The sequence below is a fragment of the Synechococcus sp. RS9909 genome, assembly GCF_014279595.1.
Lineage (GTDB): Bacteria > Cyanobacteriota > Cyanobacteriia > PCC-6307 > Cyanobiaceae > Synechococcus_C.
Map to the genome: position 1 here is coordinate 2289260 of NZ_CP047943.1, position 23350 is coordinate 2312609.

The window sequence follows — 23350 nt, forward strand, 5'->3', positions numbered from 1 at the left end:
AGGGACCGGCAGAGTAGCGGTGATTCTCCAACCCTCGCCGAGGCCATGCGCGAGTTTTTCGTCAATGTGACGCGGTACCCCCGCTACCTGATCGCCTTCAGCCTGGGGGTGATCAATTCCGTTGCCGAGCCCCTGGCCAGGCGGCGCAGCAACCCCGTGACCGCCGTTGCCCTGATGGGTGCTCTGGTGAGCGGCCTGATCAGCGTGGGGCTGGTGCTCCGTGCCATGGTGACTCCATCACCCCTGACCTGAGGCACGATGGCACCGGGACGGCGCGTGGAACGGGTCGCGGCACTGATTCGCCGCGAAACCAGCGAACTGCTGATCCATGGCATCCGCGACGAACGGGTGCATCAGGGCATGGTGAGCATCACCGAAGTGGAGGTGAGCGGTGATCTGCAGCATTGCAAGATCTTCGTGAGCATCTATGGCGAAGACGCCGACAAGCAGAACGTTCTGGAGGGCCTGAAAGCCGCCAGCGGCTACCTGCGCGGTGAACTGGGCCGCCGGCTGCAGATGCGCCGCGCCCCGGAGGTGGTGTTCCAACTGGATCGCGGCATCGAAAAGGGCACCACGGTGCTCCACCTGCTCAACCGCCTGGAGGAGGAACGCCAGGAACGGGACGATCAGCCGCAGTCCAGCGAACAGGAGTCTGGCGAACCGTTGTGAGCGCCCCCCTCAACGACGCGGAGCTGCGCCGGCGCATCGCCAGCCTGATCGTGGTGCGGGCGAGCGGCCATGCCAGCGACCGACAGCGCCGCTACCCCCGCTGGGAGCTGCCGAATCAGGCCTTGCGCCGGCTGCTCGCCGACGGGGTTGGCGGCGTGATTCTCCTGGGGGGGACTGCCACCGAACTGCACCAGCGCTGCCGCACCCTGCAGCGCTGGGCCAATCAGCCGCTGCTGCTGTGCGCCGATGTGGAAGAAGGCGTCGGCCAACGGTTTGAAGGGGCGACCTGGCTGGTGCCACCCATGGCGCTCGCCCGCCTGCATCAGCGCGATCCGGCCCGGGCCGTGGCGCTGGCGGAACGCTATGGACGCTGCACAGGACGGCAAGCTCGCCGCTGTGGCCTGAACTGGGTGCTGGGGCCCGTGGCGGATGTGAACAACAATCCCGCCAATCCGGTGATCAATGTGCGGGCCTGGGGAGACACACCAGCCACGGTGATCGCCCTCACCTGTGCCTTTCAGCGCGGCCTCCAGAGCACGGGCGTGCTGAGCTGCGCCAAACATTTCCCAGGTCATGGCGACACCGCCGTCGACTCCCATCTGCAGCTGCCGCTGCTCCCTCACGATCGGGCGCGACTGGATGCGGTGGAACTGGCCCCGTTTCGCAGCTTGATTGCCGCAGGGGTCGACAGCGTCATGACCGCCCATCTCCAGATCCCCGCGCTGGATGCGGAACGGCCGGCCACGCTCTCCAGCGCCACACTCACGCGCTTGTTGCGAGACGAGCTCGAGTTCAAGGGCCTGGTGGTGACCGATGCCCTGGTGATGGACGCGATCAGCCAACGCTGGGGGGCCGGCGACGCGGCCCGCCTCGCCTTCGCGGCAGGCGCGGATCTGATCCTGATGCCAGGCGATGCCGATGCCGCCATTGCCGCCATTGCCGCCGGCCTGCGCGATGGATCCTTGCCATGGCAGCGACTGGATCAGGCGCTGAATCGGAGGAGCCAGGCCCTCGCCCGCACCCAGCCCGTCGCCGCTGACAAGTCCGAGGATCCCGAAGACCTGAGCGACCTGGAGCTGGCCGAAGAACGGGAGCTGGCGACCACGCTCGTGGCGCTGAGCCTGGAGCAACGCGGTCCAACAGCGGCGCAGTCCTTGGCAGCTGCAGGCGCAGGGGGGATCAACCTGATCCGAGTCGATGGGGTGCTGCCCTCCACCGTGCTTCGCGCCAACGCACCAGCCCTGACCCTGCCGGAGCAGGCCGGCTTCCGCAGCTTGCTCTGTCACCCCCTGGGGCTGTCGCCCTGGCGGTCCGAGCAAGCCAACGACGCCCCCCTGGCCCTGGAACACCTGGGGGAGGGGCCGGTGCTGGTGCAGCTGTTTCTGAGGGGAAACCCATTCCGCGGCGAGCGTGATCGGAGCGAACCCTGGGGCGCCGCTCTCCAGCAGCTGCAACATTTGGGACGCCTGGCCGGACTGGTGGTGTACGGCTGTCCCTACACCTGGGACCAGCTCACGAGCCAGCTCGACCTCGCGATCCCCGCCCTCTACAGCCCGGGGCAGATGGACGACGCCCAGGCCCAGGCCCTCGCACAGCTGCTGTCGCCAGATCGGACGGGCACCGGCACCGATCGCAACGACGGCTTCACCGACTGAGCGATCGACGGCCGTAACCTCCCAGCAGATCCGCCCCGATCCGATGCTCAGTCTCTCGATGATCGTGCGCAACGAGGCGCAGCGGCTGGAGGCATGCCTCGGCTCGGTCCGCGGCCTGGCCGATGAGATGGTGGTGGTGGACACCGGCTCAAGTGACGACACCATCGCCGTGGCCGAAGCGGCCGGCGCCCGGGTGGAACACATCACCTGGCCGGGAGACTTCGCTCCGGCCCGGAACGCAGCGCTCAGCCATGTGAGCGGCGACTGGGTGCTGGTGCTCGATGCCGATGAACAACTGAGGCCGGAGGCCATCGCCCCCCTGCGCGCCCTGATGGCCCAGCCGGATGTGCTGGTGATCAACCTGCTGCGCTACGAGCGTGGCGCGGCCATGGCTCCCTATTCCCGGGTCAGTCGCCTGTTCCGACGCCATCCGCAGATTCGCTGGAGCCGGCCCTACCACTCGATGATTGACGACAGCGTGCAGGCGCTGCTGCAGGACGAACCCCAGTGGCGCATCGTCGACTGCAGCGAGCCGGCCCTGATCCACGACGGCTACCGGCCCGAGCTGCTTCAGGGCAGCGACAAGGCCAGCCGGCTGCGTGAGGCGATGGAGCAGTGGCTGCAGGAGCAACCGGGCGATCCCTATGCCTGCGCCAAGCTGGGGGCCCTGGAGATCGCCGAAGGCCATCAGGGGAGAGGCCTCAGCCTGCTTCGCCAGGGTCTGGCCTCGCTCGAGGCTGATCCGAACGCCAACACCCCAGACACCAACAGCGTGAGCGAGCGGTATGAGCTGCTGCTGCACCTGGCGATCGCCCTGAGTGCCAGCGATCCAGCTGCCGCCACCGACGCCTACCGCCAGGCCCTCGACCTCCCCCTCGACACCCGTCTCAGCATGGGTGCGCGCCTCAATCTGGCCGCCCTGCTGATGCAACAGGAGCGGCTGGACGAAGCGATCCAGCTCACGCTCACCGCCACCCAACGCGCTCCGGAAGTGGCCCTGGGCTGGTACAACCTGGGCCTGATGCAACGGCGCCGCGGCGACATCGCTGCAGCGCTGCAGGCCTACGAACGCGCCCTGCACTTGAACCCGGAGCACGCCGAAACGCATCAGAACCTGGCCGTTGCCCGATTGCTGGGCGGCGATATCGACGGCGCTCGCAGCGGTTTCCGCGAGGCGATCGCGCTGCTGCACCAACAGGGTCGGCCTGAAGAGGCCCAGGCGCTGCGTCACCAGGTGGAGGGCATGGTGAAACTCGACGAGGTGCGCGCATGAGCGCCGCCGGGCAGCAGCCGCTGATCGGCACCACCGTGGTGGTGACCAGGGCGCAGGAGCAGCAAGGCGCGGTGCGGCAACAACTGGAGTCCCTGGGGGCCCAGGTGCTCGATCTGCCGGCGCTGGTGATCGGTCCTCCGGATGAATGGGGGCCCCTCGATGACGCTCTCGCGGAACTGGATCAGTTCCACTGGCTGGTGGTGTCGAGCGCCAATGGCGTGCAGGCGGTGGAAGCACGCCTGCAACGGCAGGGCCGCAGCCTGCGGCAACGGCCCTGCAGCTTGAAAATCGCCGCGGTCGGTCGCAAGACCGCTGCCAGCCTCGATCACCTGGGTGCACCGGCGGATTTCGTGCCACCCACCTTTGTGGCCGACAGCCTGATCGATCACTTCCCCGTGTCGGGCTGGGGCCTGCGCCTGTTGCTGCCCAGGGTGCAGAGCGGCGGCCGCACCGTGCTGGCGGAGGCCTTCGCAGAAGCGGGCGCCCGCGTGGTGGAGGTGGCCGCCTACGAATCACGTTGCCCTGAGAGCATTCCTGCCGACACGGAGCAAGCCCTGCGCGACGGTCGCGTCGAGGCGATCAGCTTCAGCAGCGGTAAAACCGTGACCCACACCGCGGCTCTGCTGGAGCGGAGTTTCGGCGCCCAGTGGCGGCAGCGGCTGGAGGGCGTGCGCCTGATCTCAATCGGCCCCCAGACCAGTCAACGCTGCCGGGAGCTGCTCGGACGGGTGGATGGGGAGGCCGATCCCCACGACATGGACGGGTTGGTGCAGTGCTGCGTTCAGGTCATGCAGACGGGGGGCTGAGCCTTTCCGCCCACCGAGTAGGTGAGACAGCCGCGGCGCAGGTCAATCGCCTGCACGGTCCAGCCTGCGGGCAGGAGCGGTTCCGCCTCTGCCAGGCAGCGGCCGCGACTGCCAAGGCAGACCGCACCGGAACCGGTCGCCGTGCTCACCAGGGCCTGCAGCTGCCCGCCCACCGCCAGCACACCGCGCAAACTCAAACTGGGTGCAGCCCCGGGTGCCGCCCCCGACCCAGCCGAGGCGGCCATGGCAGGTGGCGTCGCGGCGGGCTTGGGCGGACGCGGCAGCGCTGCGAACGGATCCTGACGCCCCCGGGGCACCGCCCCCTCCACCTGGGCTGGTGTGGGGAGGGGAATCAGCCCGGCCCGGACCGCCGGAGCAGGGGGCCGAGGGGCGCCGTCGACAGGTTGCTGGGCGGCGGCTCGCGGGGACGACGGCTTGGTGGTGGTGTCCATGGTCGTCGTTGAGGGACCACTGCTGCACGACACCAGACAGCCGGCGAGCAGCAGCAGACACCGTTCAGGCCGAAACGGTGTAATCGCTTTCCACCAGATCACGGAAACGGTCAAGGTTGGCCTGAAGCTCTCGCGTCACGATTCCCCCAAGGATGCTGGGTTCCATCAACGGTGCCAAGACACCCGGCAATTCATAGGTGACGCAGAGTTTCACGGCCGTGCGCTCCGGTGCCTCCGGATAGAAACGCACCGCCCCTTTGGTGGGCAGCCCCCCCACCGACTCCCAATGGAGCTGCTGGGCTTCGACCCGCGAGGTGATCCGCGCTTTCCAGTGGAAGCGAAACCCCTGCGCCGCCAGGGTCCAATCCGTCAGATCAGGGTCTTCAAGGGTGTGCACGGATTCAATCCAGCGCATCCAGCGCGGCATCGCCTCCAGATCACTCCACACCGCCCAGACGCGATCGACAGGCGCTTGCACCTCAGTGGTCACGGTGTGTTCAAGCCAACGTCCCATGGGATTCAGGCGACTGCGGAATTGGAGGCCAGGCTGGCCTCCTTCCCCAGGATGGCCGCAGCGGCCAGGTGTCCGCTCATCGTGGCCCCTTCCATCGAATCGATGTAGTCCTGACGGGTGTAGCTGCCGGCGAGGAAGAAATTGGGCACGGGCGTGCGCTGCTCCGGCCGGTAGGGCTCCATCCCCGGAGCCTCGCGATACAGCGACTGAGCCAGCTTCACCACGTTGCTCCAGGTGAGGGTGAGGTCGCGCGACGACGGGAACAGGTCACGCACCTGGCGATCGGTGTGGGCCACGATCTCCTCCACCGACTTCGGAATCCAGGGATCGCCGGGGGTGAGCACGCACTGGAGCAGGGACCCCTGACCATCCTTGCGGTAGTCCTCGGGACTGGCCAGAGCCAGGTCGGCAAAACAGCTGAAATCCGCATCGGCGGTGTACAGCAGATTGTTCAACCCCGCGGGCTGGGAGCAATCCTGGCGGCGGCGACTGTCATCAAGCTCGGTCACCCAGCCGTCGTAGCGCAGTTGCACCGTGGCCACGGGCACGGCCTCGAGCTGATCGATCGCCGCAAACTGGGGGAAGCGTTTCCAGTCGTCTGGGAGGAGGCGCTGAATGCCGGGAACATCACAGGCCGCGAGATAGGCATCCGCCTCCACCGTGATCTCGCCATCGGGCGTGCCGAGCTGCAAGCCAGTGATCTCGGGCGTTTCGCCGGCGCTGGACAGCACAGCCTTGACGCGGTGGCGCAGATGCAGCTGGGCGCCACGGGCCTGGATGTACTCCAGGATCGGACCCGTGAGCCAGCGATGGGGCGACCCCTTGAGCAGATTGAGTTTGGAGGCCTCCGTCTTCGCGGCAAACATCATGAAGATGGTGAGCATGCAACGGGCCGAGATCGCCTCGCAATCGATGAACCCCAGGGCGTAGGCGATCGGGTTCCACATCCTGCGGATGCTCTCCATGCTGCCGCCATGGCCGAGAAACCAGGCCTGGAAACTCACCGCATCAAGGGCCCGGATCGTCCGCATCGCCCCCTCGTAATCCACCAGGCCGCGCACGATCGGACTCGTGCCCAACGCCAGAGCGTTGCGCAGTTTGTCGATCCAGCTCAGCTGGGGCGTGGTGAAAAACGCTTTGAGGCCATTGAAGGGGGCTCCGACCGGGAAGCGGAAATCAAGCTCGCGCAGATCACCACCCCGATTCACGAAAAGATGGGTGTGATCCTTCGGCAGCAGGTTCTCAATCGCCCCCACCTTGCGCATCAAGGCGAACAGGTTGGCGTAATTGAAAAAGAACACGTGCAATCCCATCTCGATGTGATTGCCGTCGTCATCGACCCAGCTGCCCACCTTGCCGCCCATGAACGGACGGGCCTCGTAGAGCGACACATCGTGGCCGGCGTCGACCAGATCCACTGCGGCGGCAAGCCCGGCCAATCCAGCGCCCACGATCGCAACCCGCACGGGCAGCACCTGCCAACAACGCAACGACTCTATGAATCGGCAGGTCGCGGCGGGGCTCCATACAGTGAGTGGAGGTCTGATCCCTATTCACGTGAGCAGCACCAGCCCCACAACGGTTTCCGCCGCCACCGGCGCCGCCCCACACACCGGCAAAGACGGCAAAGGCATCCTGATCACCGCCACGGCCATGCAGCAGCTGGCGAAACTGTGCCGGGAGCAGGGTGAGGAGCAGGTGTTGCGGGTCGGCGTGCGCTCCGGCGGCTGCAGCGGCATGAGTTACACGATGGATTTCGAGCCGGCCGACACCATCGTGGATGGGGATGAGGTGTACGACTACTGCGCCCCTGACGGTGCCGATTTCCGCGTGGTCTGCGACCCCAAGAGCCTGCTTTACATCTACGGCATGCAGCTCGACTACAGCACGGCCCTGATCGGCGGTGGTTTCAATTTCACCAATCCCAACGCCACCCAGACCTGTGGTTGCGGCAGCTCCTTCGCTGTCTGATCGTCCCCATGGGAATCTGAGGGGTGCACGCACCTCCGATCGGTGATGGAGTCAACACAGGAGAGCCTGTTTGAACAGGCGATGGCCCGCTATCAGAACGGGGCCCCGGCGGAGGAGCTGCTGGATGATTTCATCACCATTACCGAAGCGGCCCCCCGCCAGTCGGCGGGTTGGACCTGCCTGGCCTGGTTGCAACTGCTCTGTGATCAGCCGGAGGCGGCCCTGCGCTCAGCCCGTACCGCCGTGAAGCTCAACCCGCAGGATCCGCAGGCCCGGATCAACCTCAGCGTGGCCATGCTCGAAACCAAGGCCAAGGGCGTGCGGGATCAGATCGAGATGGTGCAACAGGTGCTGGCGATGGCCCCCGATGTGGGCCAGGAGCTGCAGGCGTCGATTGCCGATGGCTTCCAGCGTCGCCCAGGCTGGCCCGCGCTCACCAAGGTGAAGAACTGGCTGGAGCTCTGACGTGGCCCGTGTGCTGCTGCTCAGCAACGGACATGGCGAAGATCTCTCCGGCGCCCTGCTGGGGGCGGCCCTGCGGGACCGACAGCATCAGGTGGAGGCCTTGCCCCTGGTGGGCAACGGCCACCCCTACCGGGACGCCGGACTGCCTCTGATCCTGAAGACCCGTGAATTCAGCACCGGGGGGTTGGGGTACACCAGCCTGCGTGGACGCCTCACCGAACTGGTGCAGGGTCAGGTGCTGCATCTGCTCGGTGGCGTGGTGAAGCTGTTGCGGGTCGCCCATCGCTACGACCTGGTGGTGGTGATCGGCGATGTGATCCCGGTGATGGCGGCCTGGCTCAGTCGCCGACCTGTGGTCACCTACCTGGTGGCCTATTCGAGCCACTACGAAGGCCGCCTGCGCCTGCCCTGGCCCTGCGGCGAGTGTCTCTCGAGCCGTCGATGCCGTGCCGTGTTCAGCCGCGATCAGCTGACTGCCGACGACCTCAGCCAGCAACTGCAGCGACCGGTGCGCTTTCTCGGCAACCCCTTCATGGATCCGGTGCTGCAGCCCCAGCACCCCCTGCCCCCCAGCCGGCGAAGGATCGGACTCCTCCCCGGCAGCCGCCGGCCGGAGCTGGAACAGAACCTGCGGCTACTGCTGAGGGTGGTGGAACAGCTGCCGGAACCTTGGCTCGCCAGCGGAGAGCTGGCGGTGGATCTCGCCCTGGTGCATGGCCTGGACGACACCGCTCTGACAGCCCTGACCCAGGCCGAGGGCTGGACGTTGCAGCCCGGCGATGGCCGCGATCAGCCGCAGCGGCTGGAGCGAGGACAACGGCGGATCCAGGTGCAACGCAGCCGTTTCACGGCCGTGCTGCAAAGCTCCGATCTGCTGCTCTGCATGGCCGGCACAGCGGCGGAACAGGCGGTGGGACTGGCCAAACCGGTGCTGCAACTCGTTGGCGAAGGCCCCCAATTCACCCCCGAGTTCGCCGAAGCGCAGCGGCGCCTGCTCGGACCGACCGTGTTCTGCGCCAAGGGCCCCGTCGGCAGCCCCGACACTTTGAAGGCCACAGCCGCGCTGGCGCTCGAGTTGCTTGAGCGCAGCACCTCAGATCCAGACCTCCAGGAACGCTGCCGGCGCGAAGCGACCCGGCGCCTCGGCAGCATGGGTGGGGCCGCGGGAGTCAGCGGCGCGGCACGGATCGCCGAGGCGATCGATGATCAGCTGCAAAAGCAGCACCCACGGCACCCCAGAACTCGGGCATGAACAAGACAGCCTCGGAATCCCTCTGGAAGCGCTGGCTGGACCGGCTGCTGGTGCTGGATGTGTTTGTGGTGCTCGCAGGAGCGCTCTGGTTCGCAGCGGCCGTGGTGGCGAGCAGCCAGGGGATTGAGGCGCCGCTGCGTCGATTCCAGCGACTCTGGGAGCCCCTGTTCACCCCGGCCATCGGCCTGCTGATCGCCGCGGCCCTGGTGAACGGCATCAGCTCCTGGTGGCAGCGTCGAGCGCTGCAGGCAGGGCGGGATAGCGAAACGTGAATCCGAGGCCATCCAGGCGCTCGGAGCGGACCTGCTGACCCTCCAGCACCACCCGGGCACCATCACCGAGGAGCAGCTGCAGCACAGGCCCAGGCACCGGCAACAGGCTCGGGCGGCCGAGACTGCGGCCGAGCGTCGTGGCGAACTCCCCCATGCGCACCGGCTCGGGCGCCACACCATTCACCACCCCAGTCCAGGCCGGATCCTCCAGAGCCACCGCAATCAGACGGCAGAGATCGGTGCGATGAATCCAGCTCATCCACTGACGACCATCGCCGATCGGTCCACCGAAACCGGCGCGGAACACAGGCAGCATCTTGCCCAGGGCGCCGCCGTCAGGGGCCAGCACAATGCCGATACGCACCACCACCAATCGAGTGGCGGCGGGTTTGCCTGCAGCCGCCGCTTCCCAGGCGGTGCAGAGCTGGGCGAGGCGATCAGCTCCAGCGCCACTGCTCTCCTGAAAACAGGCGTCGGCTGCGGTGCCGTAGAAGCCCACCGCGGAGGCATTGACGAGCACGGAAGGTGGCGTCTCGAGGCCCGCCATGGCCGCAACGCAATGGCGGCTGGTGTGGAGACGGCTGTCTTCGAGCAACTGCACGTGCGCCGGCGTCCAGCGCTGCTCAGCGATCGGCTCACCGGCGAGATTCACCACCCCATCCGCAGACGCCAGCGCCTGATGCAACGGCCCCTCAGGCGCCCAGGCATCGGCCTGAGCCGGATCCAGCTGCAGCCAGGTGAGGGGCTGGACCAGGGAAGGGCACGCCACGGCCTGGGGGCGCCGGCTCACCACGGTGAGATCGTGGCCGGCGGCCTGGAGCGTCGGGATCAGCTCACGCCCTACCAGACCGGTGCATCCGAGCAGAAGCAGGCGCATGGTGTTCGTCCAGGCAAGGGCCCGCAGGCTAAGGGGCCTGGGCCTCCGCAATCGGCACGGTGATCTTCATGCGGCGGGCCAGCGGCACGAGGGCGAAACCCTGAATGAACAGCCCGCAGAGCACCACCGCCAGAGCCAGCGGCGGCATCTCCCGCCCCCAGCTCACCCCAGACGCCCAGGCATCGATCGCCAGGGCGATCGGCACTGCGCCACGGAGCCCGGCCCAGCAGATGAACATGCGTTCAGGCGGACGGAAGGTTGTGCGCAGCAGCAGGGTCTGCACAATCACGAGACGCACCAGCTGCATCACCAGGAAGAGCAGGAAGCCCCAGCCAGCAGCGAACACCACGCTCTCCGGCTCCACCACCAACCCCATGCAGAGGAACAACACCAGCTCGGCCATCTTGGCGAAGCTGGCGTGGGCTTCCTCAAGAGCCGCCTGATCCAGGCTGGGGCCATTGCCGAGCACGAGGCCGGCCACGTAGGCGGCCAGGAGGGGGCTCCCCCCCATCAGGGCGGTGCCGCCGCTGAGCAGCATCAGCAGCGCCAGGCTCACCACAGGCAGCATGGTGGTTTGGTTGAGGCTGGTGCGACTGCCGAGCAACTGCACGGTGAGGCTGCCGCCGAGGAAGCCGATCAGGATGCCGAGCAGAAACTGACGAATCACCTCGATCACCAGATCGGCCGGTGCCACGCCCTCCCCACCGGCCAGAGCGAGGGCGACGCCCGCGAGCACCACCGCCATCGGATCGTTGAAGCCGGATTCGGTTTCGATCAGATCGATCAGCGGCTGGGGCAACTGACCAGCCAGGGGCCGCAGCAGGGCCAGCACCGCCGAGGCATCGGTGCTCCCCACCATGGCGCCCACGAACAAGGCTTTCGGCAACAGCTCCAGCACGGGCCGGTCGTCCTGAAGCACCCCGAAGCCGATCAACACAGCGGCGGTGAGCACGGAGGTGAGCACCACCCCCAGGGTGGCCAGGCGAGCAGCAGGTCGGATCACGGCCCGCACCTCAGCCCAGTTGGTGGTGAGACCACCAAAAAAGAGCACCAGCACCAGGGCCACCTGGGTGATCTGCTCGGCATGGCTCAAGTTGAGCAGGGAGGCCGTGCCGGAGGCCACCTCCATCTTGTTGTCGATCAGCAGACCGAGCATCAGCACCATCAGGATGCCGGGCACGCGGATCCGGGCCGCCAGATCATCGAGCAACACGGCCACCAGCAGCAGACCGCCGAAAGCGAGCAGGTAGACCGCCAATTGATGGGCCAAAGGCTCGATGCAACATCGCGATCGTTTTAGCCTGCTGTTCAGCGAGTGCTCCGTGATGGCCGAAACAGCCCCTGCCCTGAAGAAAGGCGCCCTGGTGCGGGTCAATCGCCAGGCCTACTCCGGCAGTGTGGAGGCAGCGGCCAGCGATCCATCGGCACCGGCCTACATTTTTGAAGGGCCTGGGGAACTGCTGGCGATCCAGGGTGACTACGGCCAGGTGCGCTGGCGGCGCCCTGTGCCGGATGTGTGGCTGAAGCTGGCTCAGCTTGAGACCTGCGACTGAAGCGTCGCTTCCACCTCCTGCACAGCGCGGGGAATCGAGCGGCCGGCGGCGGGAAGTCGCCAGAGCGCCCCAGACAACACCGCGCTGAGATCATCGAGCGCCACCAAGAGCGCCCCATCGCCATGGCGTCGGCGTGCAGCTTCCATCACCAGGCGCGCCTGGGCTGGGTTCCAAGCGGCGATTGACACGACCGCCCGGTAGGCGCTGGGCCAGGGGTTCTGGGGCTGGACCCGCTCCAGGGCAGCGAACTGACGGTCCGCCGCCGCCGGCCGATTCGCCAGCACGGCCAGCACGGCCAGACTCCAACGGGGTTCCACGGCCTCAGGATCGAGGCGAAGCGCCTGCTCCGCCTGGCGCTGGACCCGATCGCGATACAGCTGATGGCCATCGAGCATGTGCTCCACACCCACGGCCGCGAACAAGGGATCCAGGCCGACCGGCCCCTGGGCCAGACCGCTGGCGAGGGCGGGAAATTGCGTCGCAAACTCTGCCGGTGCCGGCGCCTGCGCACGCCGCCTCCAGAGGGAATAACTCCCCCCCTGGGGCCGAGGAAAGCGCTCCACCCGTTCAAACACACCGCTGCTGCGCACGGCTTGATCGAGTCGCCGAGCGCTTTTGCGCACTGAACCCTGATCCCCTTCCGCGAGCAGCACCCACTCGGCCCGATCCAGGACGGGTTCCACATCGCCGCGGCTGCTGCCGAGCTGACGCCCCACCAGGTGTCCGCCCTGGCGACGGCCGTAATAGCTGACGTTGTGCTGATTGAGATCCGGGGTGCTCGGCACCACGATCAAGGTGGTGGGTCGCCCATCGGCCCGGGCACCGCCAGCTCGGCGCACGATCGCATCCAGCGGCCCCTGATGGCGGTTCTGCAGTCGGGCCAGCTGGGCGGACCAGGCGGCCGGCAGACAGACCAGCAGCCCTGACATCAGGGCGACCGGTGCCAACCAGTCCTGCAGACCGGGCCAACGGGCGCGCAACCAGAGGCCCCACTGCCACCAGCCCCGCGCCAGCAGCAGGATCAGGGCCGGCAGCAGGGGGGCGATGTAACGATCGTCTTTGTTGGGGCTGAGGCTGGTGAACACCCAGCCGGCCAGAAGGGTCACCAGCAGAAACCGCCAGGCCTGGGGCTCATCGCCGCTATAGCGGCGGCGCTGCCAGCACCAGAGCAGCACCCCAGCGCAGCCCACCGTCAGCAGCACCGCGCCGATCTGGGCCGGCAGCAGTCGGGGATACCAGAGCCAGCCGCTGAGGCTGAGCGGCCCGGGGTCTCCCTCGCGGGCTGCCGACTCGAGCACAGCCCGGTTGGTGCCACCCAGGGTGGTGATCCAGTTGTGCCGCAGCCAGGGCAGCACGCCGGCGAGCACCACAGCCACCCCAGCCAACCACTGCAGGCGGCGCCCCTCGCCCCGACGCCAAGCACCCCAACTCACCCAGGCCAGAGCGGGAATCAGCACCAGCAGAGCGCTCTGCTTCACGAGAAGCGCTCCGGTGCAGGCGAGGGCGGCGGTGAGGGCCTGCAGCCATTGCCCGCCCTCCAGGGGATGCCACCAGCGGCTGAGCCGCCAGAGGGCGAGGGTCACCATCGCCGTGAGGGCCATCTCCAGCACGTAATCGCTGCGTAGCTCCAGCAAGACCGGCGCCAGGGCCACCATCAGGGCCGCCAGCAGGGCAAAGGCGCGCGCCTCCACCAAGGAACGACGCAACGTCACCGCCCAGGACGCCACAGCCCACAGCAGCACCCCGTGCCAGAGGCTGAGGCTCCAGGCCGCCTGGGCCGGATCATCGCCGGCCGCAGCCATCACGGTGCCATTCACCAGCGAGGCCAAGGGCGGAATCTTGGGCGACAGATCCAGCAGAGCGTTCCAGCCCTGCCAGGCACCACCCGGCAGCAGCCCGAGGGCGCGGCCGTGATCGAGGGCACTGTTGAGATAGTCGGCCTGGTCCCAGGCCGGCAGGCCGTCATGAAGGGTCCACCAGAGGCGATCGACGCCGGTGGCGAGCAACCAGATCCCGAGCAGCAGGGCACGAAAGAGCCAGGGGCCCATCAACCGATCTCCAGGCGCCCGCGCTCCTCATGTAAGCGCTGACGGCGACGTTTCGCCTCCCGCAGCATCTCCCGACCGTCGTGGAGGTAATTGTCCACGTAGCCCATCGTGTAACGATCCAGTTCGTTGAGGGCATCCTCCACCTGGGAGAGGCAGTGGTACACGCTCAGGCCAAAACCCCGGGCCAAGGCCGGTGTGGGCAGGGATTGATAGAGAGTTTTCACCTTGTCGATGCGGGCGCGGCTCTGCTCCAGGTAGGCACAGAACGCCTCCATCAGGGCGTCATCGTAAGGATCGGCGGAGAGGGCGCGCAGCTGGGCTGGAAAGGCATTGATCACCTGGCCGAGCTGGCGATCGATCGGCCCATACACCACCTGCAGCCACTGCATCAGGGCGTCGTCGGCACTGGCGCCCTGGCCGCTGGAACGTCTGGCGGCCTGGGCCGCACGGGCATTGCGGGCCCCACGGCGGCGGGCCTCCTCCCGGCCCCCGTCCGCCGAAGCGACAGTGCGATCACGATCGAAGGCACGGCGGCGCTCGGCATCCCCGAGCAGTTCCCAGGCGGCATTGAGCGCCAGAATCCGCTCCTCATCACCACCTGCATCGGGGTGGTGTTCCTTCACCAGGCGCCGATAGGCCGCCTTGATCTCCCCGTGGCTGGCGCTGGGACCGAGGCCGAGCACCCGATAGGGATCACCGCCATGGGCGTCGAGCTGGGGCGAGCGACTCACAACTGACCATCCCCACGGGCTGGTGGCGCAGGCGCGCTGCTGAACATCGGCGTGGAGAGATACCGCTCCCCGAAGCTGGCGAGGATCACCACGATGCGGCGGCCGGCCATCGCCGGACGCTGGCCGATCCGGAGCGCTGCCGCCACCGCCGCACCACTGCTGACGCCACTGAGCAGTCCCTCCTCCCGGGCCAGACGGCGACCCATCGCCATCGCCTCCTCATCGCTGATGGCCAGAATCTCATCGATCAACCCAGCCTCGAGCACCGGAGGCACAAAACCGGCGCCGATGCCCTGTATCCGGTGGGGGCCGGGGGCCCCACCCGCCAGCACCTGGCTCGCCGCAGGCTCCACCGCCACCACCTGCAGGCCCGGGCAACGGCGCTTGAGCACCTGGGCGCAGCCGGTGAGGGTGCCGCCGGTGCCAACGCCGGCCACGAAGGCATCCAGGGCGCGGCCGGTGTCAGCCCAGATTTCTTCAGCGGTGGTGGCCGCATGGACGGCAGGGTTGGCCGGATTGTCGAACTGCTGCAGCAGATAGGCCCCGGGGATCTCCGCCACGAGCTGACGCGCAAGGGCAATCGCCCCCTGCATTCCCTCCACCCCTGGAGTGAGCTGAAGTTCGGCGCCGTAGGCCCGGAGCATGGAACGGCGCTCCGTGCTCATCGTGTCGGGCATGGTGAGGATCAGCCGGTAGCCGCGGGCGGCGGCCACCATGGCCAGAGCGATGCCGGTGTTGCCACTGGTGGGCTCCACCAGCACGGTGCGCCCGGGCTGGATCGTGCCACTGGCCTCCGCTGCCTGCACCATCGCCCCGGCGATCCGATCTTTCACCGAGGCGGTGGGATTGAAACTTTCCAGCTTCGCCAGGATCTCCGCCTGGCAACCGCAGGCGGCCGGTAAACGGTTGAGCCGCACCAAGGGGGTGCGACCCACCAGCGCAGTGATGTCGTCGGCGATCGGCATGGGGAGGCCGTCGGGGCTGCCCCCATCCAATCATCAGAATTTGAAGGTGGTTTGAACCAGGCCGCCGAAAATACTGAAGTTGCCGTCGTAGCCGCTCCCCTGGCGGGTGAGATTGGAGGTGAACTGGCCCATCGGACGCGACAGATAGAACACGCTGGGCGCAACCTGGATGTTGTCGGTCACCTGGAAGGAGTAATACAACTCGAAGGCATAGTTGCCATCAAAGGGAGTGGAACCGCCATCGAGGCCGGTGGCAAACACAGGCTGGCCCACGGCGAAGCCCAGGTCGTTCCCTTTCAGGCCCACATCCGACCATTTGATGCCAGTAAACCAGCTCTGACTGTTGAGGGGCGAACCCGTCACTTTGTTGGCAGCGCTCACCTGGTTGTATCCCCAACCCGCCGACACAGAAGGAATCCAGCCACTGTTCTGAGGCTGCCAGTAGGCATTCACGGCATAGCTGTTCGTGGAGCTCGCGATCGGCTCCGAGGCCCCATTAGCCAGGGTGGCGGTGCAACTGTTGTTGTACCCATTGGCAGCCGTAAATTCCGTGGCATGGCGGAAGTTAGTGCCGCACTGACCGTAGCGATAGCCCAGGGCCGCACCGAATCGAGGTCCGCTGTAGCCAAGCTGAGCCAACAGATTGCCTTCCGAGCGATCGGTCATGATTCCGCCACTGTTGGGATCCGATGTGTTGCCTTGTTGAGCGACATAGTTCACCGACACGCTCCAGGCTGGGTCACCCTTGCTGGTGGCTTGTTTCCAGTAGCCGCCAATCATCTGCCCCGTGGCCTTGTTGTAGACACCGGTTGCACCAGCAAGCGAAAACACCTCAAGGGTTTTCACGCCGCCTTTGTTATACACCGAGGGCCACATCGCCAACATTTCCGTGTTTCGGGCTACAGCACCAGCGATGAGCGTGAACTGATCTCCCACCGGGAAGCGATACCAGAGGCGATAGATGTTCAGGAAATTGCTGGAGCCAGTTCCACTTGAACTGTCATAGGCCACATCCAGCTGGGTGAGATTGATCCCACCACCGTTGAGAGCGTTGTTCTTACCGAAATTACCGGCACGGAGGTAAGCCAGCAGTAGATCTTTCCCCGTGAAACTGGTCTCAAAGTAAAGACGCTGATCGTAATTGAAGGTGAAAGCGCCATACTCCTGGTTGTAAGCCTTGGCACCACCATTGAGGCCATTGCCACTGAAGCTGCTGACATCGCGCGTCGCCCCGTTGGGCAGAACCTTCGATCCGTTATCACCACTGGCATTCACGGCGCCGGTGATGAAGGTGGTCTGCCCCTTCAGTTTGGTGGTGGTGGAGAACTGGGTCGCTTCCAATTCACCCACTTTGGCTTCAAGGCCATCGACGCGGCCCTTGAGAATGGCGAGCTCCTTCTCGAATTCCTTGATCAGGCGCTTGAGCTCGTCGGTCACTTCGGTGACGCGGTCGAGACAGGCGTTGAGCAGGGCGGCCGCTTCAAAGCGGGTCATCGCCCGGTTGCCGCGATAGGTGCCGTTGGGGTAACCGGCAACGCAGCCGTAGCGCTCGATCAGGTTGCTCAGCGCCTGGTAGGCCCAGTCGGTCGGAACCACATCCGAAAACTGGGTGATGCTGGTGACCTGCTGACTGGAAATGGCGTAGTCAGAAACGGCGTTGATGTTCAGCTCGGCAGCGTTGGCCGATGGGCTGGCCTCAAACCCGGCGCCGCCGACAAGCGATAGGGCCACCAGACGTGGAAGAACTGCAGCAACAGGGCGCATGCTGAGGCAGATCACGGCGGACGACATCACAACGAGTCGCGCTGAACGTAGTCGATCCCCCATTAAGGAGGCATCAACACAAGGTGGTGATTCATAGCCTTTCAGGCCACAAAAATGCCCCCGGTCTCCCGGGGGCTGCAAGAGGCACGGTGAGGAGTGCCCGTTCTATGTGTGTGAGAAGTGAACTAACCAGAGAGAACTGATCCGATGGAACGAATCAGAACTTGAAGGTGGTCTGGATCAGACCGCCCCAGAGGTTGAACTGACCGTCGTAACCCTGGCCGTTCTGAACCAGATTGCGGGTGTTCTGGCCGAGGGGACGGGACATGTAGAAGATCGCTGGGGTCACAGCGATGTTGTCGGTCACCTGGAAGTTGTAGTACCACTCGAAGACATAGTTGCCATCGAAGGGAGTGGTGCTCACAAAGTTATCGAACTTGTTGCGCTTAGCGCCCTCCAGATTGGTCGCGAAGGTGGGCTGACCGAAGGCGAAGCCGAAGTCGTTGCCCTTGAGGAACACGTCATCCCACTTCATGCCCACCATCCAGCTCTGGCTGGTGACCGGGGAACCGGGCAGCTTGTTGCTGGTGGTGTTCTGGTTGATCGCCCAACCCACGGAGAAGGAGGGGATCCAGCCAGCGTTCTTGGGCTGCCAGTAGGCGTTCAGGGCGTAGCTGTTGGTGCTACCGCTCACACGGTTACCGGTTGATTTCGCCAGCTTGTCGTAGAAGTCCGAATTGTTCGGGGTTGTGTAAGCGAGCTGGTTGCAGTTGTTGTTCCAAGTGCCATCAAACTTGACGAAGCTGGTACCGCGACGCAGGCCGTTGCCGGAATCACACTGGCCGTAACGATAGGCAAAAGCCGCACCCCACTCAGGTCCGCCGTAACCGATCTGAGCCAGGAAGCTGGCTTCCGAGTTGTCGGTCATGAAGCCACCGCTGTTGGGATTGGTGGTATTACCATTGCCATCGTCAGCCACGTAGTTGACCGACACACTGAAGGCGTTGGCGCCCTTCTTGGTGTTCTGCTTCCAGTAAGCACCAATACCCTGACCGGTCTCCTTGTTGTACACACCACTGGTGCCCATCAGAGCAGTCCAGTCGAGGATCTTGGCGCCACCCTTGTTGTACACAGAAGGCCAGAGAGCCACCATTTCGGTGTTACGAATCAAACCACCGGCGTAGACGGTGAACTCTTTGCCGACCGGGAACTTGTAGTACAAGCGGTCAAGGACCACCGCGTTGCTCACGGTGTTGTTCACACCGGAATCGGTGGCGATGTCCAGAGCGGTGAGGTTCACACCGGCGCCAGCGAAGGCGTTGCTGCTCTTGGTGAAGTTGCCAGCGCGCAGACGGGCATACAGCTTGTCCTTACCGGTGAAGCTGGTGTCGAACGCCAGACGTTGGTCGTAGTTGAAGGTGAAAGCGCCGTAGTTGGCGTTGTAGGCGTTCGCGCCACCCTGACGGCCAGTATTGCTGAAGTTTTTGGCGTCCTTGCCAACGTTGCCGTTACTATCGGCCTTACGACGTACGGCAGCCGTGAAGGCCTGACCGTCAATGTTGAACTTGCGGCTGCGGTAGATGTACTGGGAACCGTTGTTGCCACCAGCGTTGACAGCACCGGTCACGAAGGTGGTCTGACCCTTCAGTTTGGTGGTGGTGGAGAACTGGGTCGCTTCCAGTTCGCCAACGCGGGCCTCGAGGCCATCCACACGACCCTTGAGGATCGCCAGTTCACGCTCGAATTCCTTCATCAGGCGCTTGAGCTCGTCGGTCACTTCGGTGACGCGGTCGAGACAGGCGTTCAGCAGGGCGGCCGCTTCAAAGCGCGTCATGGCGCGCTGACCGCGGTAGGTGCCGTTGGGGTAACCGGCAACGCAGCCGTAGCGCTCGATCAGATTGCTCAGGGCCTGGTAGGCCCAGTCGGTCGGATACACATCCGAGAACTGGGTGATGCTGGTGACCTGCTCGCCGGAAGCGGCGTAGTCAGACACACCGTTGATGTTCAGCTCAGCAGCATTTGCCGCCACAGGAGCCAGAAGGCCCAGGGCAGCAGGCGCCACCAGCAGTTGCTGGAAAAGTTTCATGGGGTCCTCACACCAAAATTGAGGGAAAAGGCCGTAGAGAAGGTGACGCATCAAAGTGCGCACACTCCTCCATGACCCACGCAAGGTACTCAGGCCAGCCCAGCCGCGAACAGGAGGCCGGTCGAGAATCTGTCCCAAAAGAAGGCCCTCCGGCCAGTGACCGGAGGGCGAGGCGGGGGCGGGATGCCCCCTGGCAAGGAGTCCTGAATCAGAACTTGAAGGTGGTCTTCACCAGACCGCCGAACTGGTTGTAGGAGACGCCTTGAGTCGCCGTACCCAGGGGACGGCTCAAATAGAAGATGGCTGGGGTGACCGAAATGTTGTCGGTGACCTGGAACATGTACCACCATTCCCAGGCGTACTGACCGTCACGCACCAACACATCTTCAGCGTCTGAGGCCTGACTGCCGGAGAAGGTCTTGTTGCTGCCGAGACCCAGGGAGGTCACGAAGCCCTGCTGACCCACAGCCATACCGGCGCTGTTCCCTTTCAGGAACACGTCAGCCCATTGCAGACCCACATACCAGGACTGGGTGGTCGCACTGTCAAAGTCATAGCCCAGCAGCGTGGTGTCTTTGGCACCACTGGTGCTGTTCAGACCCCAACCGGTGGAAATCGACGGTATCCAACCGGCGTTTTCGGGCGTCCACCAGGCGCTCACGCCCACCGAGTTGGTGTTGCCGAGGGTGCCCACCTGCGTGGCCAGGGGTGTGCCCGTACTCTGATACAGGTTGCCCCAGTTCTGCGAGCTGTAGTTGTAGGCAGCCGCCAGACCCCAGTTGTCCTTGGCATAAGCGACCTGAACAGTTCCGGTTCCAGCAGCTCCATCGGTAGCAATACCGCCAACGTTGGGGTTGCCGTCATTGCCGTTGGCTGACACATAGTTGGCACTGATGCTGAAGGCATCTTTCTGCCACCAGATACCAGCACCGGAACCGAGGTTCAGGTTGTAGGTGCCAGGTGCACCGGCATAGGTGAAGAAATCGAGGACGCTGTCAGCCGGATAGGCGCTCGGCCACACCGCCAGCATGTCGTCCTGACGCACAACACCACCAGCGGTGACGGTGAAGTCGCTGCCGACGGGGAACTGGTAGAAGAGGCGATTGACGCTGATCGCGTTGCCGATCGTACCTTCCTCGAAGGCGATCTCCATGCCGGAAGCCGTGGCAAAGGTGCCGCCGAAGGGACTACCAATGCCCGTGGAAGCATTGAAGCCGAAGGCGCTGTTCTGGAAGTTGCCGGTGCGCAGACGTACCTTCAAAAGATCCTTACCCGTGAAGCTGGTGTCGAGATCCAGCTGCTGGTCGTAGTTGAAGACCGTGGCGCCCAGGTTGGAGTTGGCCAAGGTGGCCATTTTTTCGGTGTTCTTCGTACCGCCAGCCGCAGTGATGGCTTTATCGAAGATTCCACGAACAGTTGTTGACTTTGGCAAGGGGTAACCACCCACCAACTCGCCGTCGGCATTAAACACATTGACGTTTTTGGCATCACCACCGAAGGTGTTGGCGCCGATCACGAAGGTGGTTTTGCCCTTCAGTTTGGTGGTGGTGGAGAACTGGGTCGCTTCCAGTTCGCCCACTTTGGCTTCGAGGCCATCGACGCGGCCCTTGAGAATGGCGAGCTCCTTCTCGAATTCCTTGATCAGACGCTTGAGCTCGTCGGTCACTTCGGTGACGCGGTCGAGACAGGCGTTCAGCAGAGCGGCCGCTTCAAAGCGGGTCATCGCCCGGTTGCCCCGGTAGGTGCCATTGGGGTAACCGGCAACGCAGCCGTAGCGCTCGATCAGGTTGCTCAGCGCCTGGTAGGCCCAGTCGGTCGGATAAACGTCAGAAAACTGGGTGATGCTGGTGACCTGCTCGCTGGAGCTGGCGTAGTCGGAAACGCCGTTGATGTTCAGCTCAGCAGCGTTCGCGGGCTTGGTGGCGTCAACAGCCAGTGGAGCCAGAAGGCCCAGGGCTGCAGGCGCCACCAGCAGTTGCTGGAAAAGTTTCATTGGGGTCCTCACACAGAACGGGCGCAATGCGCCAACCCGCAATGTGGGGGATTACCTGCCGTTAACCATTCAGGGATGTGACAGAGATTGCGATGTCTTGTAACAAGGGAAACCAAAATCCAGGCAAACGGCTCGTTTTGATACCAAACGCAGCGGGGCATCAAGACGTCTTGGCCAAAACGATGCCCCCGACCGGAAACCGGCCGGGGGCTCTCGCCGGGTCCGCTCTGGCGCGGAACCGAATGATCAGTCAGATGGTGCCGTCAGCCGGCGTTCTCCGCGATCAGCAGACCCTGCATGAAAGAACTGGAACTCATGGACACCTCCTCCTGAATGGATGGTTGAACGCCGGTGTTGCTTTCGAAGTCAACCTCACCTCGGAAGGTCGAGGATGGCTTCACATCACTGCGATCTGGACGTTTGAACCATAACGGAACTGGCGTCGTTTCGGGACGCAGGGCTGCCGTCACACCGCTCCTACTGTGGGCCCTCACCCTGCTGCTCTGGCTGCCCTGGCTGGGGAACCAGCCCCTCCGTGACTGGGATGAGGGCCTGGTCGCCACTGTGTCGCGATCGACGGTGTCGCGATCCACCGATGGACTGCTGGCCTTCAAATGGGATGACGCCTATCTGAACAAACCGCCGGGCTTGCACTGGCTGATCGGCGGGACTGTCCAACACTTCGGAGAAGCCGACGGGGTGGTGCGACTGGTGCCCTGCCTGCTCTCCAGCCTCGCCGTGCCACTGCTCTACTGGCTGCGCTGCGGCCTGAATCCAACACCGGCAACCCCGGACGCACGCCGACAGCGGGATCGTCGGGCCCTGATGGCAGCGCTGATCCTGATGACCCTGCTGCCGATGGCGCGCCACGGGCGGCTGGCGATGCTGGATGGCACCCTCGTGAGTTGCTCCCTGCTGCTCTGGAGCGGCTGGATCGCCAGCAGAACCACCCATTGGCATGCCCTGCTGGCAGGACTGGGAGGCAGCGGCGTTCTGCTGCTCAAACCACCGGCGCTGCTGGGATTTCTCCTGATCGCGCTGGCGATCAGCCTCTGGGAACGGTGGCCCTGGCGCACCCCGGCGCTTGGCTGGTTCGGCCTTGGTCTGCTGCCCGGGATCGGATGGCATGGCTGGCACCTGCACCAGCGGGGTGCCGATGCCCTGGTGATGTGGGGCGGCCAGGGTCTGGGTCGGATCACCGAGGTGGTGGGAGAGAACCAGGGCGCCTGGGTGATGCCGATCACGGAAGTGCTCGAGGGGGGCTGGCCCTGGTTGCTGCTGCTGCCCACGGGGTTGGCCTGGGCCTGGCACCACCGGCAGCAGAGCAGCGGCCGCTGGGAACTGGGACTGCTGATCGGCAGCGCCGCCCTGGTGCTCCCCCTACGCACCCAGCTGCCCTGGTACAGCCATCTGCTCTGGGCTCCAATCGCCCTGCTCTGCGGCGAGGGCCTGGCCCAGCTGCTGCAGACGGGCAAGCCGCGCTGGCTGGGCTGGGGCTTTCAGCTTCTCGGTGTGCTCAGCCTTGTGCTGGCTGGATTGACCAGCCTTGTTGCTGCAACCAACCAGCTGCCGATTGCCGCCCTCCTGCTCGCCGGGCTCGGGCTGCTGATCGGTGGCGCTGGCCTGCGCGGCAGCTCGCTGCGTTCGCGGCAGCGCGGCCTGGTGGCCGTGCTGGTGGGCTGGGGGCTGGCCCTGCTGATGCTCTGGCAGAGCCAGCTCTGGCTCTGGGAACTGAACGAAAGCTGGGATCCCAGGCCCATCGCCGGCCTGATCCGCCAGCTCCCCGACGATGCCGTGGTCGTTCTCAAAGGCCCGACCCGACCGTCGCTGGGCTGGTATGCCGGCCGGGAGTTGCGCCGTCCCAGCGAGACCGACAGCGACACAGGCGCCAACGAGCACTGGCGAGTGAGTCGGCAGCAGGAACGCGACTGCGAGAAGGTCGGCTCCGCACAGGAGTGGGACTGGGCTCTCTGGCATTGCCCCGCAACACCTTGAAACGTCACA

22 protein-coding genes are annotated in these 23350 nt (G+C 65.2%); 11 read left to right on the forward strand and 11 right to left on the reverse strand.

What is annotated here, in order from left to right:
* Positions 1-45 precede the first annotated feature (45 nt).
* From SynRS9909_RS12170 to SynRS9909_RS12190, 5 genes are read left to right on the forward strand one after another with little or no spacing between them, the layout of a single operon-like run.
* Positions 46-252 (forward strand): DUF751 family protein, encoded by a 207-nt coding sequence (locus SynRS9909_RS12170; protein ID WP_007101441.1) that lies wholly within the window; start codon positions 46-48, stop codon positions 250-252.
* Between the two features lie 6 nt (positions 253-258).
* On the forward strand, positions 259-669 hold the full coding sequence (gene rbfA, locus SynRS9909_RS12175) for a 30S ribosome-binding factor RbfA (RefSeq protein ID WP_007101440.1): 411 nt from the start codon (positions 259-261) through the stop codon (positions 667-669).
* Complete coding sequence (locus SynRS9909_RS12180) at positions 666-2324, forward strand: glycoside hydrolase family 3 N-terminal domain-containing protein (RefSeq protein ID WP_007101439.1); 1659 nt, start codon at positions 666-668, stop codon at positions 2322-2324. The genes rbfA and SynRS9909_RS12180 overlap by 4 nt, the downstream gene beginning before the upstream one ends.
* 43 nt (positions 2325-2367) lie before the next feature.
* Positions 2368-3597: a glycosyltransferase family 2 protein gene (locus tag SynRS9909_RS12185; protein ID WP_007101438.1), complete on the forward strand. Its 1230-nt coding sequence runs from the start codon at positions 2368-2370 to the stop codon at positions 3595-3597.
* Positions 3594-4403 carry a uroporphyrinogen-III synthase gene (locus SynRS9909_RS12190; protein ID WP_007101437.1) on the forward strand — a complete coding sequence of 270 codons (810 nt, stop codon included), beginning with the start codon at positions 3594-3596 and terminating at the stop codon, positions 4401-4403. The genes SynRS9909_RS12185 and SynRS9909_RS12190 overlap by 4 nt, the downstream gene beginning before the upstream one ends.
* On the opposite strand, the gene SynRS9909_RS12195 is transcribed toward SynRS9909_RS12190, so the two are convergent.
* Genes SynRS9909_RS12195 through zds form a run of 3 tightly spaced genes read right to left on the reverse strand, consistent with a single transcriptional unit; the run spans position 4379 to position 6835 of the window.
* Positions 4379-4969: a hypothetical protein gene (locus SynRS9909_RS12195; RefSeq protein WP_162858313.1), complete on the reverse strand. Its 591-nt coding sequence runs from the start codon at positions 4967-4969 to the stop codon at positions 4379-4381. The two genes, SynRS9909_RS12190 and SynRS9909_RS12195, sit on opposite strands and share 25 nt — an antisense overlap.
* Positions 4920-5369: an SRPBCC family protein gene (locus SynRS9909_RS12200; RefSeq protein WP_007101435.1), complete on the reverse strand. Its 450-nt coding sequence runs from the start codon at positions 5367-5369 to the stop codon at positions 4920-4922. Before SynRS9909_RS12200 ends, SynRS9909_RS12195 begins: the two co-directional genes overlap by 50 nt.
* A gap of 5 nt (positions 5370-5374) precedes the next feature.
* Complete coding sequence (zds, locus tag SynRS9909_RS12205; RefSeq protein WP_038001819.1) at positions 5375-6835, reverse strand: 9,9'-di-cis-zeta-carotene desaturase; 1461 nt, start codon at positions 6833-6835, stop codon at positions 5375-5377.
* Positions 6836-6926: 91 nt separating this feature from the next.
* On the opposite strand from zds, the gene SynRS9909_RS12210 reads away from it, so the two are divergent.
* Genes SynRS9909_RS12210 through SynRS9909_RS12225 form a run of 4 tightly spaced genes read left to right on the forward strand, consistent with a single transcriptional unit; the run spans position 6927 to position 9329 of the window.
* Complete coding sequence (locus SynRS9909_RS12210) at positions 6927-7340, forward strand: iron-sulfur cluster assembly accessory protein (RefSeq protein WP_007101433.1); 414 nt, start codon at positions 6927-6929, stop codon at positions 7338-7340.
* A 45-nt stretch (positions 7341-7385) separates the two neighbouring features.
* Positions 7386-7805, forward strand: coding sequence for a M48 family metallopeptidase (locus SynRS9909_RS12215; protein WP_007101432.1), 420 nt, complete (start codon positions 7386-7388; stop codon positions 7803-7805).
* A 1-nt stretch (position 7806) separates the two neighbouring features.
* On the forward strand, positions 7807-9057 hold the full coding sequence (locus SynRS9909_RS12220) for a lipid-A-disaccharide synthase-related protein (protein WP_007101431.1): 1251 nt from the start codon (positions 7807-7809) through the stop codon (positions 9055-9057).
* Complete coding sequence (locus tag SynRS9909_RS12225; RefSeq protein WP_007101430.1) at positions 9054-9329, forward strand: hypothetical protein; 276 nt, start codon at positions 9054-9056, stop codon at positions 9327-9329. The genes SynRS9909_RS12220 and SynRS9909_RS12225 overlap by 4 nt, the downstream gene beginning before the upstream one ends.
* Here SynRS9909_RS12225 and SynRS9909_RS12230 read toward each other — a convergent pair.
* Positions 9274-10206, reverse strand: a complete 933-nt coding sequence (locus SynRS9909_RS12230; RefSeq protein ID WP_007101429.1) for a TIGR01777 family oxidoreductase — start codon at positions 10204-10206, stop codon at positions 9274-9276. The two genes, SynRS9909_RS12225 and SynRS9909_RS12230, sit on opposite strands and share 56 nt — an antisense overlap.
* 28 nt (positions 10207-10234) lie before the next feature.
* On the reverse strand, positions 10235-11476 hold the full coding sequence (locus SynRS9909_RS12235) for a cation:proton antiporter (RefSeq protein ID WP_007101428.1): 1242 nt from the start codon (positions 11474-11476) through the stop codon (positions 10235-10237).
* A gap of 55 nt (positions 11477-11531) precedes the next feature.
* Here SynRS9909_RS12235 and ndhO point away from each other — a divergent pair, with 55 nt between their 5' ends.
* Positions 11532-11759 carry an NAD(P)H-quinone oxidoreductase subunit O gene (gene ndhO, locus SynRS9909_RS12240; protein ID WP_038001818.1) on the forward strand — a complete coding sequence of 76 codons (228 nt, stop codon included), beginning with the start codon at positions 11532-11534 and terminating at the stop codon, positions 11757-11759.
* On the opposite strand, the gene SynRS9909_RS12245 is transcribed toward ndhO, so the two are convergent.
* From SynRS9909_RS12245 to SynRS9909_RS12270, 6 genes are all read right to left on the reverse strand, one after another.
* Complete coding sequence (locus tag SynRS9909_RS12245; protein WP_007101426.1) at positions 11738-13807, reverse strand: phospholipid carrier-dependent glycosyltransferase; 2070 nt, start codon at positions 13805-13807, stop codon at positions 11738-11740. The two genes, ndhO and SynRS9909_RS12245, sit on opposite strands and share 22 nt — an antisense overlap.
* Positions 13807-14538 carry a J domain-containing protein gene (locus tag SynRS9909_RS12250; RefSeq protein ID WP_007101425.1) on the reverse strand — a complete coding sequence of 244 codons (732 nt, stop codon included), beginning with the start codon at positions 14536-14538 and terminating at the stop codon, positions 13807-13809. Before SynRS9909_RS12250 ends, SynRS9909_RS12245 begins: the two co-directional genes overlap by 1 nt.
* Positions 14535-15503, reverse strand: coding sequence for a cysteine synthase A (gene cysK, locus SynRS9909_RS12255; RefSeq protein WP_007101424.1), 969 nt, complete (start codon positions 15501-15503; stop codon positions 14535-14537). Before cysK ends, SynRS9909_RS12250 begins: the two co-directional genes overlap by 4 nt.
* Positions 15504-15536: 33 nt before the next feature.
* Positions 15537-17267 (reverse strand): iron uptake porin, encoded by a 1731-nt coding sequence (locus SynRS9909_RS12260; protein WP_116431388.1) that lies wholly within the window; start codon positions 17265-17267, stop codon positions 15537-15539.
* Between the two features lie 217 nt (positions 17268-17484).
* Entirely contained in the window at positions 17485-19353 is a 1869-nt protein-coding gene (locus tag SynRS9909_RS12265) for an iron uptake porin (RefSeq protein ID WP_007101422.1), read from the reverse strand.
* Positions 19354-19561: 208 nt separating this feature from the next.
* Complete coding sequence (locus SynRS9909_RS12270) at positions 19562-21346, reverse strand: iron uptake porin (RefSeq protein ID WP_007101421.1); 1785 nt, start codon at positions 21344-21346, stop codon at positions 19562-19564.
* Between the two features lie 420 nt (positions 21347-21766).
* Here SynRS9909_RS12270 and SynRS9909_RS12275 point away from each other — a divergent pair, with 420 nt between their 5' ends.
* Positions 21767-23341, forward strand: coding sequence for a glycosyltransferase family 39 protein (locus tag SynRS9909_RS12275; protein WP_007101419.1), 1575 nt, complete (start codon positions 21767-21769; stop codon positions 23339-23341).
* The last annotated feature ends 9 nt before the right edge of the window (positions 23342-23350 follow it).